The sequence below is a fragment of the Micromonospora inyonensis genome (assembly GCF_900091415.1).
Classification (GTDB): Bacteria; Actinomycetota; Actinomycetes; order Mycobacteriales; family Micromonosporaceae; genus Micromonospora; species Micromonospora inyonensis.
The window spans coordinates 2,867,365-2,882,020 of record NZ_FMHU01000002.1 but is presented as its reverse complement, the minus strand read 5'-3'; the positions used below and the strand labels follow the sequence as shown (position 1 = coordinate 2,882,020).

The following is a 14,656-nucleotide window of genomic DNA, read 5'->3' as shown; positions in this document are numbered from 1 at the left end:
CAGGCGGCCCTGACCGTGGCGAAGGTGCGTGGACAGGCCGCGCAGACGGCCGGGACGGCGCGTGCCCAGGCACAGGGGACGGGCACGATGGTGCGCCGCGACCCGGTGCCGTGGGCGGCGGTCGCGGCCGGTGCGCTGGCGACCGTGGTGGTGCTGTTGATCGTTCGGGGGAGGCGCAGGTGAACAGGGGTATCAACCGGGCCGCCTACAAGCCGGTGGGTGTGTTCCTCGGTCTGGCCGCCGGTGCCGTCGCCGGGGTGCTGTTCCGGCAGGTGTGGAAGATGACCGCCGGGGACGGCGAGGCGCCCAGCGCCACCGACGAGGATCGCGGCTGGGGCGAGGTCCTGGCCGCTGCCGCTCTCCAGGGCGCCATCTTCTCGGTGGTCCGGGCGGCGGTCGACCGCGGTGGGGCGGTCGGCGTCCGTCGACTGACCGGCCACTGGCCGGACTGAACGACATGCCACGGCCCCCGTCCGACGCCCGGACGGGGGCCGTGGCATGTCCACCCGGCCCGATTCCCGGCGTCCTTCAGGTCACATGTAGGAGAATTTCGTCCGGTAGGCTGTGCAGAGTTTTTGCGTACGTGGTTTGCTGTTCCACGCTGTTGAGAGATGGCGTGGTGGAGAGAAGTCTCCTGTTCAGGGGGCCGCCTCCGGCGCCGCTGCTCGAAAACGGCCAACCGGCCGCACGGCGTGCTCGGCCGCCAGTTTTAGAAGGAGATTCACATGGCGCAGGGAACCGTGAAGTGGTTCAACGCAGACAAGGGCTTCGGCTTCATCACCGTCGACGGCGGGGGTGCTGACGTGTTCGTCCACTTCTCGGCCATCCAGTCCAGCGGCTACCGTTCGCTGGAGGAGAACCAGCGGGTCGAGTTCGAGATCGCCCAGGGCCAGAAGGGCCCGCAGGCGGAGCAGGTCCGTCCCATCTGAGCAGCACCGGTCGGCCCCCGCCGGCCAGCCGGTTGACCCGCCGACGGGTCCGCCCGTGAAGCCCCGTGTCCGGCCCGGACGCGGGGCTTTCCGCATGTGTGGCCCGTCCCGCCGGGCCGCCGGTGGTGGTCAGGGACGCGGGCGTCGGGCGCGCATCCCGAACCAGAGCGCCGCAGCCCCGGCCAGGACGAGCAGCGAACCGAGCCACGCCCAGATCCGCTGGTCGGTCATCACGCTGCCGCTGACGTAACCCAGCCCCTGCACTGTCCAGACCGTACCGACCACGACGGCCAACAGGCCGAGTGTGAGTGGAAGCCACCCCTTCACCGTCTCCCCTCCCTGCCGTGGCACGACCGCCGGCACCGGCCGGCCGGCGGTACGCTGCTCCATTCGGGTGAGCCTAGTGACCCGGTCCCCGGGGGACGCGTGGGGTCGCGTGGTTCAGCAGGAGAGACGTACGGTTCGGAGGTTTCGCCCGTGTGGGATCCGGTCAGCTACCTGCGCTACACCGACGAGCGGTCCCGTCCCTTCCACGACCTGACGGCCCGCGTTCCGGTGCGGCGCCCCCGGGCCGTGGTCGATCTGGGATGCGGTCCCGGGCACCTCACCGCGACCCTCGCCGACCGGTGGCCGTCCAGCCGCGTCGTCGGCGTCGACTCGTCCCCGACGATGATCGAGCGGGCCCGGCGGCAGGACACGCCGGTCTCCTTCGTCGTCGGCGACCTGCACGACTGGCGGCCCGGTCCGGACGTGGACGTGCTGCTCGCCAGCGCGGTGCTCCAGTGGGTGCCTGGCCACCAGCGGCTGCTCACCCGCTGGGCCCGGGAGCTGCCGGCCGGTGCCTGGCTGGCGGTGCAGGTGCCGGCCAACTACGACGCCCCCTCGCACCGCACCCTCTGGGCGGTGGCCGACCAGGGGCCGTGGCGGGCCGAACTCCTCCCGCTGCTGCGCGAGGCCCCGGTACGGGACGCCGTCGCGTACGCCGAGCTGATGGCCGACGCCGGGTGCACGGTGGACGCCTGGGAGACTACCTACGTGCACCTCCTGCCGGCCCCGGCAGACGCCGACCATCCCGTGTTCACCTGGTTGGAGGGGACGGCCCTGCGTCCGATCCGGGCGGTCCTCGACGACGCCACCTGGGACCGGTTCCGCGTGGCGCTGGGTGGGCGGCTCGCCGAGCAGTACCCGGTCCGGCACGGCCAGGTGTACTTCCCGTTCCGCCGCGTCTTCTTCGTGGCCCGCACTCCCGCCCGCGCAGAGGAGAACCTGTGACCGACCTGCCCTCGTTCATCGCCGGACTGCCCAAGGTGGAGCTGCACGTGCACCACGTCGGCTCCGCCTCGCCCCGGATCGTCGCCGAGCTGGCCGCCCGGCACGAGGGGCGTAGCCCGGTGCCGGCCGATCCGGACGCGCTCGCCGCCTACTTCGAGTTTCGCGACTTCGCCCACTTCATCGAGGTCTATCTCAGCGTCGTCGACCTGGTCCGGGACGACACCGACGTCTGGATCCTCACCCACGAGGTGGCCCGGGAGCTGGCCCGGCAGCAGGTCCGCTACGCGGAGTTGACCATCACGCCGTACTCGCACGTGCGGCGGGGCATTCCCGCGCCGGCCTTCTGCGAGGCGATCGAGGACGCCCGCAAGCGGGCCGAGGCGGACTTCGGCATCGAGCTGCGCTGGTGCTTCGACATCCCGGGCGAGGCCGGGCTGCCGGCTGCCGAGGAGACCCTGCGGATCGCCCTCGACCAGCGTCCGGACGGGCTGATCTCGTTCGGTCTGGGCGGCCCGGAGGTCGGCGTGCCCCGGCCGCAGTTCAAGCCGTACTTCGACCAGGCCCGGGCGGCCGGGCTGCGCTCCGCCCCGCACGCCGGGGAGACCACCGGGCCGCAGACCGTCTGGGACGCGCTGCGGGACCTGGGCGCGGAGCGGATCGGGCACGGCATCTCCGCCGCGCAGGACCCGGAACTTCTCGCCCATCTCGCGCAGCGGCGCATCGCGTTGGAGGTCTGCCCCACTTCCAACCTGCGGACCCGGGCGGTGGCGAGCCTGGACGCGCACCCGCTCGGGCGCCTCGTCGAGGCCGGGGTGCTGGTCACCATCAACTCCGACGACCCGCCGATGTTCGGCACCACCCTCAACGACGAGTACGCCGTCGCCGCCCGGCTGCTCGGGCTGGACGCGGCGGGGGTGGCCGGACTGGCCCGCGACGCGGTGACCGCGGCCTTCCTGCCCGAGGCCGAGAAGCGGCGGCTCATCGCCGAGATCGACGTCTACCTCGCTGCGGCGGTCGGCTGAGCCGTCGGTCGGGCACGCGCGACGGGGGCCTGGTGTGGGGGACCGCGCCCCCGTCGCGCGTACGGCTCCACCGGCCGGTGGGAAAGGACTCCCGGGGCGTGGACCGGTGGAACTGATGGGTTCGCGCCCCTGAGCCTGCCAGCCGGTGCTCCGGTTCGGCGACTCGTTAAGCCGGATCTAAGGAAGACCTGAACCGGCCGAAAGCGAATCGTTCGCGGAACCGCCGTACCGCCGGGATCTCAGTCGTCCGACGGGCGGGGGCGGGGCCAGCGGCGGCGACCGCCGGGCTCCCGTTCCCGGGCCATCCGGCCGACCAGCCCGAACCGGCTGACCTGCCGGGGCGTCGCCTCCGGGTCGGCCAGCAGCATCACCACGCTGGCCCCGCCCAGCCGGGCCCGGTCGATGCTCACCGAGCCGTTGGCCTGCAACGAGACCCGCCGGGCGATGTCCAGCCCGAGACCGGTGGAGCCCTGGTCGCTGGCCCCCCGACGCAGCGCCCGGTCGGGGTTGGCGATCCCCGGGCCGGCGTCGTCGATGCGCAGCGCGACGTAGCCGTCCCGGCGGGAGACCGCCACCTCGAAAGCGGTGCCCTGCGGGGTGTAGCGGAAGACGTTGCCGATCACCGCGTCGAGCGCGGCGGCCAGTTCCGCCCGGGGCACCGGTGCCGGGATGCGCATCTGCGCCCCGGTCACCCGGTGCGGGCGGTTCTGGTCACCGGCCAGCGCCGACCAGAACACCATCCGGTCCCGGACCACCTCGCTGACGTCACACACGGCCGGTCCGGTCTCCTGGGCGACCGCCTTGCGGGTGGTCTTGATCAGCACGTCGACCTCGCCCTCGAGGGTGACGATCGCCTGCCGGATCCGCCGGATGCTCCGACGTCGGTCCAGTTCGTCCTCGCTGAACGTGCCGACGCTGGTGTCGTCGGAATCTAGCGCCTCGGCGTCCAGTCGCAGCACGGTCAGCGGGGTGCGCAGCCGGTGCGACAGGTCGGCCACCAGTTCCCGCTCGTCGGTGCGGGCGGCGACCAGTCGGTCGGCCATCTGGTTGAAGGCGTACCCGGCCTCGGTCAGCTCGCGCGGGCCGCTGGGTTCGACGCGGACCGCCAGGTCGCCTTCCCCGATCGCGCCCGCCGCCCGGACCAGGCCGCGGGCCGCGTCGGCGGTGCGGGCGGCGAACCGGTCGACCACGACCACCGCGGCGCCCACCAGGGCCACCGCCACCCCGCCGAGCAGCAGCCAGGTACGGGTGCCGCCACCCGACGCCGCCGACGCCGGCACGAAGACCTCGACCACCGCGACCTGGTCGCCGAGGACCACCGGGTCCAGCCGGGCCAGCCCACCGGGTACGTCGACGACGAGTGAGTGCCGTTCCAGGCCGGCCCGCGCGACGTCCGACTGGTCGGCCCGGCCGCCCGGATCGCCGCCGAGCCCGTGGACGACGGGTCGGGTGTCCGGGTCGCCTCCGGTGGCCTCCACCGCACGGGCGACGTCCTCGGCCCTGGTGCTGACCGCGAGGGTGCCGGTGACCAGGGCGGCGCGGCGCGCGGCGTCGGCCAGCGCCTCGTCCCGGGCGCGGTCCTGCAGCGTCGTGCCGAGCGGAATCAGGAACGCCAGCGCCACGAGGGTGCCCACGGCGGCCACCAGGGACGCCAGGGCCACCCTCAGTCCGGTGCCACCAGCCGGAAGCCCACCCCCCGCACGGTGCGCAGGTAGCGCGGCTTCGCCGCGGACTCGCCCATCTTTCGACGCAGCCAGTACAGATGAACGTCGATGGTCTGGTCCTCGCCGACCGACGGCTGACGCCATACTTCCTCCAGGAGTTCCCGGCGGGACACTACCCGTCCGGGACGCGCCGCCAGATAGGCCAGCAGGTCGAACTCCTTACGGGTCAGCGCCAGCGGCTCGCCGTCGAGGTGGGCGCTTCGCTCGCCCACGTCCACCCGGAGCCCGCCCACGGTGTGCACCACCGGCTGGATGCTGCGGCTGGCCCGTCCGGCCCGACGCAGCACCGTGGTGATCCGGGCGTCCAGGTGCGCGCCGGTGAACGGCTTGACCATGTAGTCGTCCGCGCCGGCCCGCAACAGCCGGACCACCGACTGCTCGTCGTCGCGGGCGGTGGCGATGATGATCGGGATGTCGGTGATGCCGCGCAGCATCCGCAGCGCGTCGGAGCCGTCGAGGTCGGGCAGACCCAGGTCGAGCACGACCAGGTCGGGGGTCTCCGCCGCGACCCGGCGCAGCGCCTCCAGCGCCGTGCCGACCGCGTGCACGGCGTGACCCCGGTCGGACAGGGAGCGCAGCATCGCGCCGCGGACGACGTGGTCATCTTCGACCAGGAGCACGGTGGCCACGCCAAGACGGTACTGCCCCGGGCAAGCGGGTCGCGTTGCGGCATACCTGCAGGCGGGGCAAGCTGGTCCAGCGATGTCCTTCACGATCTTCACCGACACCCGACTCGTGCTCGCCCGGGACGCCCTCGCGGGGCTCTCCGTCGGCGACGCCCTCGGCTCCCAGTACTTCGTCCCCGGCAACACCCCGACCGAGCTGGCCGCCGGTCGGCTCCCCGCTCCGCCCTGGCAGTGGACCGACGACACCGAGATGGCCTGCTCGGTGGTGCATGCCCTGGCCACCGACGGTCGGATCGACCGGGACGCCCTGGCCCTGGCCTTCGCCGAACGCGCCGAGCCGTACCGGGGGTACGGGCCCGGCGCGGTGACCATCCTGCGGCTGATCCGTACCGGCACCCCGTGGCCGGTGGCCGCCGCCGCCGCGTTCGACGGACAGGGGTCCTGCGGCAACGGGGCGGCGATGCGGGTCACGCCGCTGGGCGCGTACTTCGCTGACTCCACCGCACGGGCCGCCGCCCACGCCCGGGCCTCCGCCGAGGTCACCCACGCCCACCCCGAGGGGATCGCCGGCGCGGTGGCGGTCGCCGTCGCCGCCGCGCTGGCCGCCCGGGGCCGCCTGGACGGGCACCGACCGGACGCCGCCCGGCTGCTCGCCGGGGTCGCCGGAGCCCTCGACCCGGCCGGCGAGGTGTGCCGGGGCGTCCGCCGGGCGGCCGACCTGCGGGACCGGCCGCTGGCCGAGGCGGTCGACGCGCTCGGCAACGGTTCCCGGGTCACCGCGCAGGACACGGTGCCCTTCACCGTCTGGGTGGCCGCCCGGCACCTGGCCGACTACCCGGCGGCGATCCGCGCGTGCGTCGAGGCCGGGGGCGACGTGGACACCACGGCGGCGATCGTCGGGGGCGTCGTCGCCGCGTACACCGGGGTGGGCACGCCCGGCGGGGTGCCCACCGACTGGCTGGCCGCCCGCGAGCCGCTGCCGGACTGGTCCGACTGACCACACCTCCCCACCGCGCCGCTGGGACCGGCCGCACCGCCCTCACCGCAGCGCCGCTCCGACCGCACCGCCCTCACCACGGCACCGCTCCGACCGCACCGCCCTCACCACGGCGCCGCTCCGACCGCGCCACCCTCACTGGGCGTCGCCCAGTCGGCACCCGCTGTGCTCAGGTGGTTGCAGGGGGCCCTTCCTCGACAAAAAGCGGTAACAGGGGTCCCCTCCTTTCCCGGCGGTGGTGGGGGCGGGGGCGACCGATAGCATCGGCGCAAGGGCCGTAGCTCGGCCGTTTCCGTGACGTTCTGGAGGAGTCATCGTGTCCGCACCCCGTACCCCCGCCGTGGCCGACCCCGTCGTCGTCGCCGCCGGGACGACGGCGGCCGACGCGGTGGCGGCGGCCGGACTGCCCGCGACCGGGCCGAAGGCGATCGTGGTGGTCCGGGACCCGCAGGGCCAGTTGCGCGACCTGGACTGGTCCCCGGCCGAGGACACCGAGGTCGAGCCGGTCAGCCTGGACTCCCCGGACGGGCTGAACGTGCTGCGCCACTCGACCGCGCACGTGCTCGCCCAGGCGGTGCAGGACGTCTTCGGAGAGGCGAAGCTCGGCATCGGCCCGCCGATCGAGAACGGGTTCTACTACGACTTCGACGTCGACAAGCCGTTCCAGCCCGACGACCTGGCGAAGCTCGAGAAGCGGATGCAGGAGATCGTCAAGTCCGGGCAGCGGTTCCGGCGGCGGCGTTTCGACAGCCTGGACGAGGCGAAGGCGGAACTGGCCGACGAGCCGTACAAGCTGGAGTTGATCGACGTCAAGGGTGAGGGGCTGGACTCCTCCGAGGTGATGGAGGTCGGTGGCGGCGAGCTGACCATCTACGACAACCTCGCCGCGAACGAGGAGAAGGTCTGCTGGTCGGACCTGTGCCGGGGCCCGCACCTGCCGAACACCCGGCTGATCGGGGCGTTCAAGCTGATGCGTTCGGCTGCCGCGTACTGGCGGGGGTCGGAGAAGAACCCGCAGCTCCAGCGGGTGTACGGCACCGCCTGGCCGACCCGGGACGAGCTGAAGGCGTACCTGAAGCTGCTGGAGGAGGCCGCCCGGCGCGACCACCGCAAGCTCGGCGCGGACCTCGACCTGTTCAGCTTCCCCGACGAGATCGGCTCTGGCCTGGCGGTCTTCCACCCCAAGGGTGGGATCATCCGCCGCGAGCTGGAGAACTACTCCCGGATCAAGCACGAGCAGGCCGGGTACGAGTTCGTCAACACCCCGCACATCACCAAGGCGCAGCTCTTCGAGACCTCCGGCCACCTGCCGTACTACGCGGACACCATGTTCCCGCCGATGCAGTTGGAGGGCGCGGAGTACTACCTCAAGGCGATGAACTGCCCGATGCACAACCTGATCTTCAGGTCGCGCGGGCGGTCGTACCGGGAGCTGCCGCTGCGGTTCTTCGAGTTCGGCACGGTCTACCGGTACGAGAAGTCCGGCGTGGTGCACGGCCTGACCCGGGTCCGGGGGCTCACCCAGGACGACTCGCACATCTACTGCACCCGGGAGCAGATGCCCGGTGAGCTGACCACCCTGTTGACCTTCGTGCTCGACCTGCTGCGCGACTACGGTCTGGACGACTTCTACCTGGAGCTGTCGACCCGGGACGACTCGCCGAAGTTCATCGGCGAGGACGCCGACTGGGCGGAGGCGACGGAGGCGCTGCGCACCGCCGCGGCCTCCTCCGGGCTGGAGCTCGTCCCCGACCCGGGCGGCGCGGCCTTCTACGGCCCGAAGATCAGCGTCCAGGCCAAGGACGCCATCGGCCGGACCTGGCAGATGTCCACCATCCAGGTCGACTTCAACCAGCCGGCCCGGTTCGGGCTGGAGTACCAGGCCGCCGACGGCACCCGGAAGCAGCCGGTGATGATCCACCGGGCGCTCTTCGGCTCGATCGAGCGGTTCTTCGGAGTGCTCACCGAGCACTACGCTGGCGCGTTCCCGGCCTGGCTGGCCCCGGTGCAGGTGGTCGGCATCCCGATCCGCGAGGAGCACACCGGCTACCTTCGTACCTTCGCCGAAACGCTGCGTGCGGAGGGGATCCGGGCCCAGGTGGACGCGGGTGACGACCGGATGCAGAAGAAGATCCGGACCGCCCAGCAGCAGAAGGTTCCGTTCATGGTCATCGCCGGGGACGACGACGTGGCCGCCGGCACCGTCTCCTTCCGCTACCGGGACGGCTCCCAGCGCAACGGGGTGCCGGTCGGGGAGGCGGTGGCGCACGTGACCGAGGTGGTCCGTTCCCGCACCAACGCCGGCCCGTCGGCCGCCTGAACCTCAACGTACGGAAGGCCCCCGCCGGTGGCGGGGGCCTTCGTCGTACGGGTGGCGGGGTCAGATCCCGCAGCTGGGGGCCGACCAGGAGCGGCTCGGGGTGTTGCCCAGATGGGTGTGGTCGTCGTGGCCCGGGTAGCCGGGGCCGAGGATGTTGGTGAAGCCGTGGTAGCGGGCCTGCTGGGCGAGGCGGCAGAACGAGGGCGAGCCGGTCAGGTCCACGCCGTCGCCGTACAGGTGCCGGCTGTTGGACGCCCCGCCGACCGGCTGTTGCAGGAGTAGCTACGGAATCCGCTGCTGTTGTAGATCGGCACGCTGCCCAGGGCACGCCGCATGGCCTGGAGCTTCCACATCGAGACCAGCGCGTTGAACCGCGCGCTGCTCGCCGAGACCGCGCCGCCGGACCAGTCGCTGTTGCACCGGTTCCACTCGCCGTAGGTGAAGTTGACCGGGGTGCAGTCGTCGTCCTGGAGGGCGTAGAGCTGGGACTGGGTCGCCGGGCCGGCGTAGCCGTCGGCGGCGAGGCCGTACGCCTGCTGGAAGCGGATGAGCGCGGACCGGGTGGCCGGGCCGAACGATCCGTCGAGGGCGAGCACCGCTCCGTAGCCCGCGTATCCGGAGATCCGGATCTGGAGCTGGCGGACGTCCTCACCGGTCATACCGGAGGAGAGCGTGCGGCCCCAGGTGTCGCAGCCGTCGGCCTGGGCCGCGCTGCTGGTGACGGTGACGCCCACCAGGGTGGTGACGGCGGCGAGCGCGCAGGCGGCCATGGCATGGCCGAGACGGCGCAGAACGGTGGTACGTCGGTTCACGACACACACTCCCATCGACGATCATCGCAATAGATCGGGATGGAAGTTTCATCGACCGCAGCCTGCTCGTCAACATCCTTCACGCATTCTTAATCTGACCCGGGGTGACGATGAGGCATAGATGGTCATTTGTCGTGGGAGCGCGCCAACCCGAGGTGGTGGCACCGGGGCACCCCGGGCACGCCCGGCCGGGAACGTAGGATCGGAGGCGTGACAGGGGCGGAACGGCACACGGACAGCGGCCTGGCCGACGGCCTGGAGCGGCTCTGGACTCCGCACCGGATGACCTACATCTCCGGCGAGGACCGGCCCGAGGGCGGGTACGAGAAGCCCGCCGGCTGCCCGTTCTGCCGGGCCCCCGGGCTGGTCGGGCAGGAGACCCTGGTGGTGGCCCGGGGCGAGCACGTCTTCGCGGTGCTGAACCTCTACCCGTACAACCCGGGCCACCTGCTGGTCTGCCCGTACCGGCACGTCGCCGACTACACCGACCTCGACCCGGCCGAGACCGTCGAACTGGCGGTCTTCACCCAGACCGCGATGCGGGTGGTACGCCAGGTCAGCAACGCCCACGGGTTCAACCTCGGCATGAACCAGGGCGGGGTGGCCGGGGCCGGCATCGCCGCGCACCTGCACCAGCACGTGGTGCCCCGCTGGGGCGGGGACGCCAACTTCATGCCGGTGATCGGGCAGACGAAGGTCCTGCCCCAGTTGCTCACCGACACCCGTGACCTGCTCGCCACGGCCTGGCCGTCCGCCTGAGCGCTTGGCCCGGCCCGTCGCTGTCCCGCCCCGGCGTGCCGGGGCGGGAAGGCGCGGTCAGGGGGTGTGCGCGGCGCGAACCTCGTCGGCCAGGTGGGCGGGGAGCTGTTCGTAGCGGGCGAAGGACCGGCGGAACGTGCCGGTGCCGGAGGTGGTCGCGCGCAGCTCCACCGCGTACCGCAGCAGCTCGGTGGCGGGCACCTCGGCGCGGACCAGCGTGCGTTCCGCGCCGGCGGGGTCCGGCTCGGTGCCGAGCACCCGGCCACGCCGGCCGGACAGGTCGCTGAGCACCGACCCGACGTACCGGTCGGGGATCTGGACGACCACCTCGTCCACCGGCTCCAGCAGCGCCACCCGACCCTTGCCGGCGGCGTCGCGCAGCGCGAGGGCCCCGGCGGTCTGGAACGCCGCGTCGGAGGAGTCGACGCTGTGCGCCTTACCGTCCACCAGCGTCACCCGCAGGTCGACCACCGGGTAGCCGGCGACCAGACCCCGCTCCATCTGGGCCCGGACCCCCTTCTCCACCGAGGGGACGTAGGTGTGCGGTACCGCGCCGCCGACCACCCGGTCGACGAACTCGAACCCCGTGCCCGGGGGCAGCGGCTCCACCTCGATGTCGCAGACGGCGTACTGGCCGTGCCCGCCGGACTGCTTGACGTGCCGGCCGTGCCCGGTGGCGGCGGCGGCGAACGTCTCCCGCAGCGGCACGCGCACCGGTTCGGTCGCCACGTCCGCCCCGCCGCCGCGCAGCCGGTCCAGCACCACGTCGGCGTGCGCCTCGCCCATGCACCAGAGCACCAGCTGGTGGGTCTCCGGACTGCGTTCCAACCGCAGCGTCGGATCCCCGGCGACCAACCGGGCCAGGTTCCGCGCCAGCGCGTCCTCGTCGGCCCGGCTGCGCGCCACCACCGCCACCGGCAGCAGCGGCTCGGGCATCTCCCACGGGGCGACCAGCAGCGGGTCGTCCTTGGCGGAGATCGTGTCACCGGTCTCCGCGCTGCCCGACTTGGTGACCGCGCAGAGGTCGCCGGCCACGCAGTACGGCACCTCGCGCAGCGTCGCGCCGAGCGGGCTGTAGACGTGGCCGACCCGCTCGTCGGCGTCGTGGTCCGGGTGCCCCCGGTCGGCCAGGCCGTGCCCGGAGACGTGGACGGTCTGCTCCGGTCGCAGGGTGCCGGAGAAGACCCGGACCAGGCTGACCCGGCCGACGTGCCGGTCGACGGTGGTGCGGACCACCTCGGCGACCAGCGGTCCGTCCGGGTCGCAGGTCAGCGGCGGGCGGGGTGAGCCGTCCAGCCCGGTCACCGCCGGCAGGGTGTGCTCCGGCGGCGACGGGAACGCCGCGGTCAGCACCTCCAGCAGGACGTCGAGTCCCACCCCGGTCTGCGCGCAGACCGGCACCACCGGGTGGAAGTGCCCCCGGGCGACCGCCTTCTCCAGGTCCGCCACCAGGATGTCGGTGCCGATCTCCTCGCCGTCGAGGTAGCGGTCCATCAGGGTCTCGTCCTCGCTCTCGGCGATGACCCCCTCGATCAGCTCGTCGCGGGCCTCGACGATGGCCGGCAGGTGCTCCGGGTCGGGCTGCCGGATGGCGGCCGGCAGCCCGGCGGTGTAGTCGAAGACCCGGCGGGTGATCAGCCCCATCAGCCCGACCACCGAGATCCCGTCGTCGCCCAGCATCGGCAGGTAGAGCGGAAGCACGTTGTCGCCGAAGACCCGTTGGCACAGCGCCACCGTCTCGTCGAAGTCGGCGCGCGGGTGGTCCAGCCGGGACACGGCCACCGCCCGGGGCATGTCGACGGCGGCGCACTCCTCCCAGAGGGCGGCGGTGGCCGCGTCCATGCCGTCGACGGCGGAGACCACGAAGAGGGCGGCGTCGGCGGCCCGCAACCCGGCGCGCAGCTCACCGACGAAGTCGGCGTAGCCGGGCGTGTCCAGGAGGTTGACCTTGACGTCGTGGTGCCACAGCGGCGCGCAGGCCAGGCTCACCGAGCGCTGCTGGCGTACCGCGGCGGGGTCGTGGTCGCAGACCGTGGTGCCGTCGCCGACCGTGCCCGGCCGGGTGATCGCGCCGCTGGCCGCGAGCAGCCCCTCCACCAGGGTCGTCTTGCCGGCCCCGGAGTGGCCCACCAGCACCACGTTGCGGACCCGGAGCGGCTGGTCCGCCACCGGCACGCCGCCGGTGGAACCCTTGTCGTGACTCCTCTGCGCCATGGGCGCACCTCCCTGTGCCGGTGGTGTGATGGCGACCGCCGCGTGACGGGGAAGCGGCCCGGGCGTGTGCGCGGCGATATCCTCCGGTGGACTGCTGCCTACCGGGAACGTGACGGGCGGGCGGGTGAGCTGACTCACGTCCCCTGCCTCGATCTCACACCCGTTACCGATCCGACACAACCCCGTCGGCGGGTCGGTACGACCGGCCGTACCGCCCGTACCGGCCGACCGTTATCGTGGGGACCGCCATGGCGAAGATCTTCCAAGTGTCGGCCCGAGCGGGGATGACCCGTGTCGTCGAGCCCGTCGCACGTACCCTGCTCCGCGCGGGCGTCACCCCCAACACGGTCACCGTCGTGGGCACCGTCGGGGTGCTCGTCGGCGCGCTCGGCTTCGGTGCGCGCGGGCACCTGGTCGCCGGTGCCCTGATCGTCACAGCCTTCGCGCTGACCGACCTGCTCGACGGCACGATGGCCCGGATGAGCGGCGGGTCGACCACGTTCGGTGCGTTCCTCGACTCGAGCATGGACCGCATCGCCGACAGCGCGGTCTTCGGCGCGGTGGCCTACCACCTCGCCACCCAGGGCGACCGGGGCGGGGTCGCCGCGGCGCTGGTCTGCCTGGCCGCCGGGGGCCTGGTCTCCTATGTCAAGGCCCGCGCCGAAGGGCTCGGCATGACCTGCAACGTGGGTATCGCCGAACGCACCGAACGGCTGCTCATCGTCGGGATCGGCGGGCTGCTCACCGGGGTCGGGATCGACCGGGCCCTGGTCGTGGCGCTCTGGCTGCTCGCCGCCGTGTCGATTTTCACCGTCGGCCAGCGGATGACCCACGTGTACCGACAGGCCCAGCGGGCCCGGGCGGGCGTGCCGGGGTGACCGGCCCGACCGGCGTGCCGCGCTGTCGTGGCCGGGCCGCGTCCGCCGTCCGGACGGCCGCGGCGGGCCGGGCGGCCACCGCCGGTGACCCGGCGCCGGTCGACGACGGAGGACAACCGGGGTGAACCTCACCGAACTGGGCTACGTCGCCGGTTGGCGGCTGGTCCGCGCGCTGCCCGGACCGGTCGCCGCCACGATCTTCCGCACCGGTGCGGACCGGGCCCACCGCGCCGGCGGCGCCGGTACGGTTCGACTCGCCGCGAACCTGCGCCGGGTGGTCGGCCCCGAGCTGCCCGAGGCCGAGCTGGACGAGTTGGTCCGCCGGGGGCTGCGCTCCTACGCCCGGTACTGGCTGGAGGCGTTCCGGCTGCCCTCGCGCAGCCGCGAGCAGATCCTCGCCGGGTTCCGGCTGACCCACGGCCACGACCTGCTCGCCGCCGACGTGGCGGCCGGTCGGGGCGCGGTGGTGGCGCTGCCGCACGCCGGCAACTGGGACGCCGCCGGGGCCTGGGTCGCCGCCCAGGGCTGGCCGATCACCACGGTCGCCGAACGGCTCCGGCCCGAGGCGGTGTACGAGCGCTTCCTGGCGTTCCGGCGTGGCCTCGGCATGGAGATCCTGCCCACCCACGGTGGTGCGCGTCCCCCCTTCGAGATCCTGGTGGAGCGGCTGGCCGCCGGGCACGTCGTGCCGCTGCTGGCCGACCGGGACCTCTCCGCCCGGGGTGTGGAGGTCACCTTCTTCGGGGGACGGACCCGGATGCCGGCCGGCCCGGCCCTGCTCGCCCTGCGCACCGGCGCACCCCTCTACGTCGCCACGATGTGGTACGAACCGGATGCGCCGTGCGCGTCCATCGAAGGGCCGCTGGACCTGCCCGACCCGGACAGCGGCCCGCTCGACCAGCGGGCCCGGCTGCTGACCCAGCGGATTGCCGACGGTCTGGCGGCGGGCATCGCCCGTCATCCGGAAGACTGGCACATGTTGCAGCGGATGTGGCTGGACCAGGAGGGCGGCCCGGGGAACCCGTCGCCACGGCCCCGGCGGGAGAGCCGGCCGCCGGCGGCCTCCGGGCCGGTCTGACGGGTACGGCCCCGCGGGAGTGTGC

General features: G+C 73.2%; 13 protein-coding genes and 1 pseudogene. 9 read left to right on the top strand and 5 right to left on the bottom strand.

From position 1 onward, the window contains the following. Positions 1–191 precede the first annotated feature (191 nt). Both GA0074694_RS27175 and GA0074694_RS27170 read left to right on the top strand, forming a co-directional pair. Entirely contained in the window at positions 192–452 is a 261-nt protein-coding gene (locus GA0074694_RS27175) for a DUF4235 domain-containing protein (protein WP_377465363.1), read from the top strand. Between the two features lie 273 nt (positions 453–725). Next, on the top strand, positions 726–929 hold the full coding sequence (locus GA0074694_RS27170) for a cold-shock protein (protein ID WP_088962828.1): 204 nt from the start codon (positions 726–728) through the stop codon (positions 927–929). 129 nt (positions 930–1,058) lie between these two features. On the opposite strand, the gene GA0074694_RS27165 is transcribed toward GA0074694_RS27170, so the two are convergent. Then, on the bottom strand, positions 1,059–1,256 hold the full coding sequence (locus tag GA0074694_RS27165; protein WP_091464098.1) for a hypothetical protein: 198 nt from the start codon (positions 1,254–1,256) through the stop codon (positions 1,059–1,061). A gap of 150 nt (positions 1,257–1,406) precedes the next feature. Between GA0074694_RS27165 and GA0074694_RS27160 the strand changes: the two genes are divergently transcribed. Both GA0074694_RS27160 and GA0074694_RS27155 read left to right on the top strand, forming a co-directional pair. After that, on the top strand, positions 1,407–2,201 hold the full coding sequence (locus tag GA0074694_RS27160; protein WP_091462810.1) for a trans-aconitate 2-methyltransferase: 795 nt from the start codon (positions 1,407–1,409) through the stop codon (positions 2,199–2,201). Beyond that, a complete protein-coding gene (locus tag GA0074694_RS27155; protein ID WP_091462809.1) occupies positions 2,198–3,223 on the top strand; it encodes an adenosine deaminase in 1,026 nt (341 codons plus the stop codon). The genes GA0074694_RS27160 and GA0074694_RS27155 overlap by 4 nt, the downstream gene beginning before the upstream one ends. A gap of 239 nt (positions 3,224–3,462) precedes the next feature. Here GA0074694_RS27155 and GA0074694_RS27150 read toward each other — a convergent pair whose 3' ends face one another. Both GA0074694_RS27150 and GA0074694_RS27145 read right to left on the bottom strand, forming a co-directional pair. Beyond that, positions 3,463–4,866 carry a HAMP domain-containing sensor histidine kinase gene (locus GA0074694_RS27150; protein WP_091464095.1) on the bottom strand — a complete coding sequence of 468 codons (1,404 nt, stop codon included), beginning with the start codon at positions 4,864–4,866 and terminating at the stop codon, positions 3,463–3,465. 20 nt (positions 4,867–4,886) lie between these two features. Then, positions 4,887–5,576 carry a response regulator transcription factor gene (locus GA0074694_RS27145; RefSeq protein ID WP_091462808.1) on the bottom strand — a complete coding sequence of 230 codons (690 nt, stop codon included), beginning with the start codon at positions 5,574–5,576 and terminating at the stop codon, positions 4,887–4,889. Between the two features lie 73 nt (positions 5,577–5,649). Between GA0074694_RS27145 and GA0074694_RS27140 the strand changes: the two genes are divergently transcribed. After that, positions 5,650–6,570, top strand: coding sequence for an ADP-ribosylglycohydrolase family protein (locus GA0074694_RS27140; protein ID WP_091462807.1), 921 nt, complete (start codon positions 5,650–5,652; stop codon positions 6,568–6,570). A gap of 316 nt (positions 6,571–6,886) precedes the next feature. After that, positions 6,887–8,890 (top strand): threonine--tRNA ligase, encoded by a 2,004-nt coding sequence (gene thrS, locus GA0074694_RS27135; protein WP_091462806.1) that lies wholly within the window; start codon positions 6,887–6,889, stop codon positions 8,888–8,890. 60 nt (positions 8,891–8,950) lie between these two features. On the opposite strand, the pseudogene GA0074694_RS27130 reads toward thrS, so the two are convergent. After that, positions 8,951–9,549, bottom strand: a pseudogene (locus GA0074694_RS27130) (D-Ala-D-Ala carboxypeptidase family metallohydrolase). A gap of 363 nt (positions 9,550–9,912) precedes the next feature. Between GA0074694_RS27130 and GA0074694_RS27125 the strand changes: the two are divergent. Next, the gene (locus tag GA0074694_RS27125; protein WP_091462805.1) at positions 9,913–10,461 is read left to right on the top strand and encodes an HIT family protein; all 549 of its coding nucleotides are present in this window, start codon (positions 9,913–9,915) and stop codon (positions 10,459–10,461) included. Positions 10,462–10,518: 57 nt separating this feature from the next. On the opposite strand, the gene GA0074694_RS27120 is transcribed toward GA0074694_RS27125, so the two are convergent. Beyond that, the gene (locus tag GA0074694_RS27120) at positions 10,519–12,675 is read right to left on the bottom strand and encodes an elongation factor G-like protein EF-G2 (protein ID WP_091462804.1); all 2,157 of its coding nucleotides are present in this window, start codon (positions 12,673–12,675) and stop codon (positions 10,519–10,521) included. Between the two features lie 248 nt (positions 12,676–12,923). On the opposite strand from GA0074694_RS27120, the gene pgsA reads away from it, so the two are divergent. Both pgsA and GA0074694_RS27110 read left to right on the top strand, forming a co-directional pair. Further along, positions 12,924–13,553: a phosphatidylinositol phosphate synthase gene (gene pgsA, locus GA0074694_RS27115; RefSeq protein ID WP_091464091.1), complete on the top strand. Its 630-nt coding sequence runs from the start codon at positions 12,924–12,926 to the stop codon at positions 13,551–13,553. 121 nt (positions 13,554–13,674) lie between these two features. Next, complete coding sequence (locus GA0074694_RS27110) at positions 13,675–14,631, top strand: phosphatidylinositol mannoside acyltransferase (protein ID WP_091462803.1); 957 nt, start codon at positions 13,675–13,677, stop codon at positions 14,629–14,631. Positions 14,632–14,656 lie beyond the last annotated feature (25 nt).

What these genes read in the sequence shown, in the direction of transcription:
- GA0074694_RS27120 (WP_091462804.1), bottom strand. Translation starts at nt 12,675, where the DNA reads ATGGCGCAGAGGAGTCACGACAAGGGTTCCACCGGCGGCGTGCCGGTG.
- GA0074694_RS27140 (WP_091462807.1), top strand. Translation starts at nt 5,650, where the DNA reads ATGTCCTTCACGATCTTCACCGACACCCGACTCGTGCTCGCCCGGGAC.
- GA0074694_RS27170 (WP_088962828.1), top strand. Translation starts at nt 726, where the DNA reads ATGGCGCAGGGAACCGTGAAGTGGTTCAACGCAGACAAGGGCTTCGGC.
- pgsA (WP_091464091.1), top strand. Translation starts at nt 12,924, where the DNA reads ATGGCGAAGATCTTCCAAGTGTCGGCCCGAGCGGGGATGACCCGTGTC.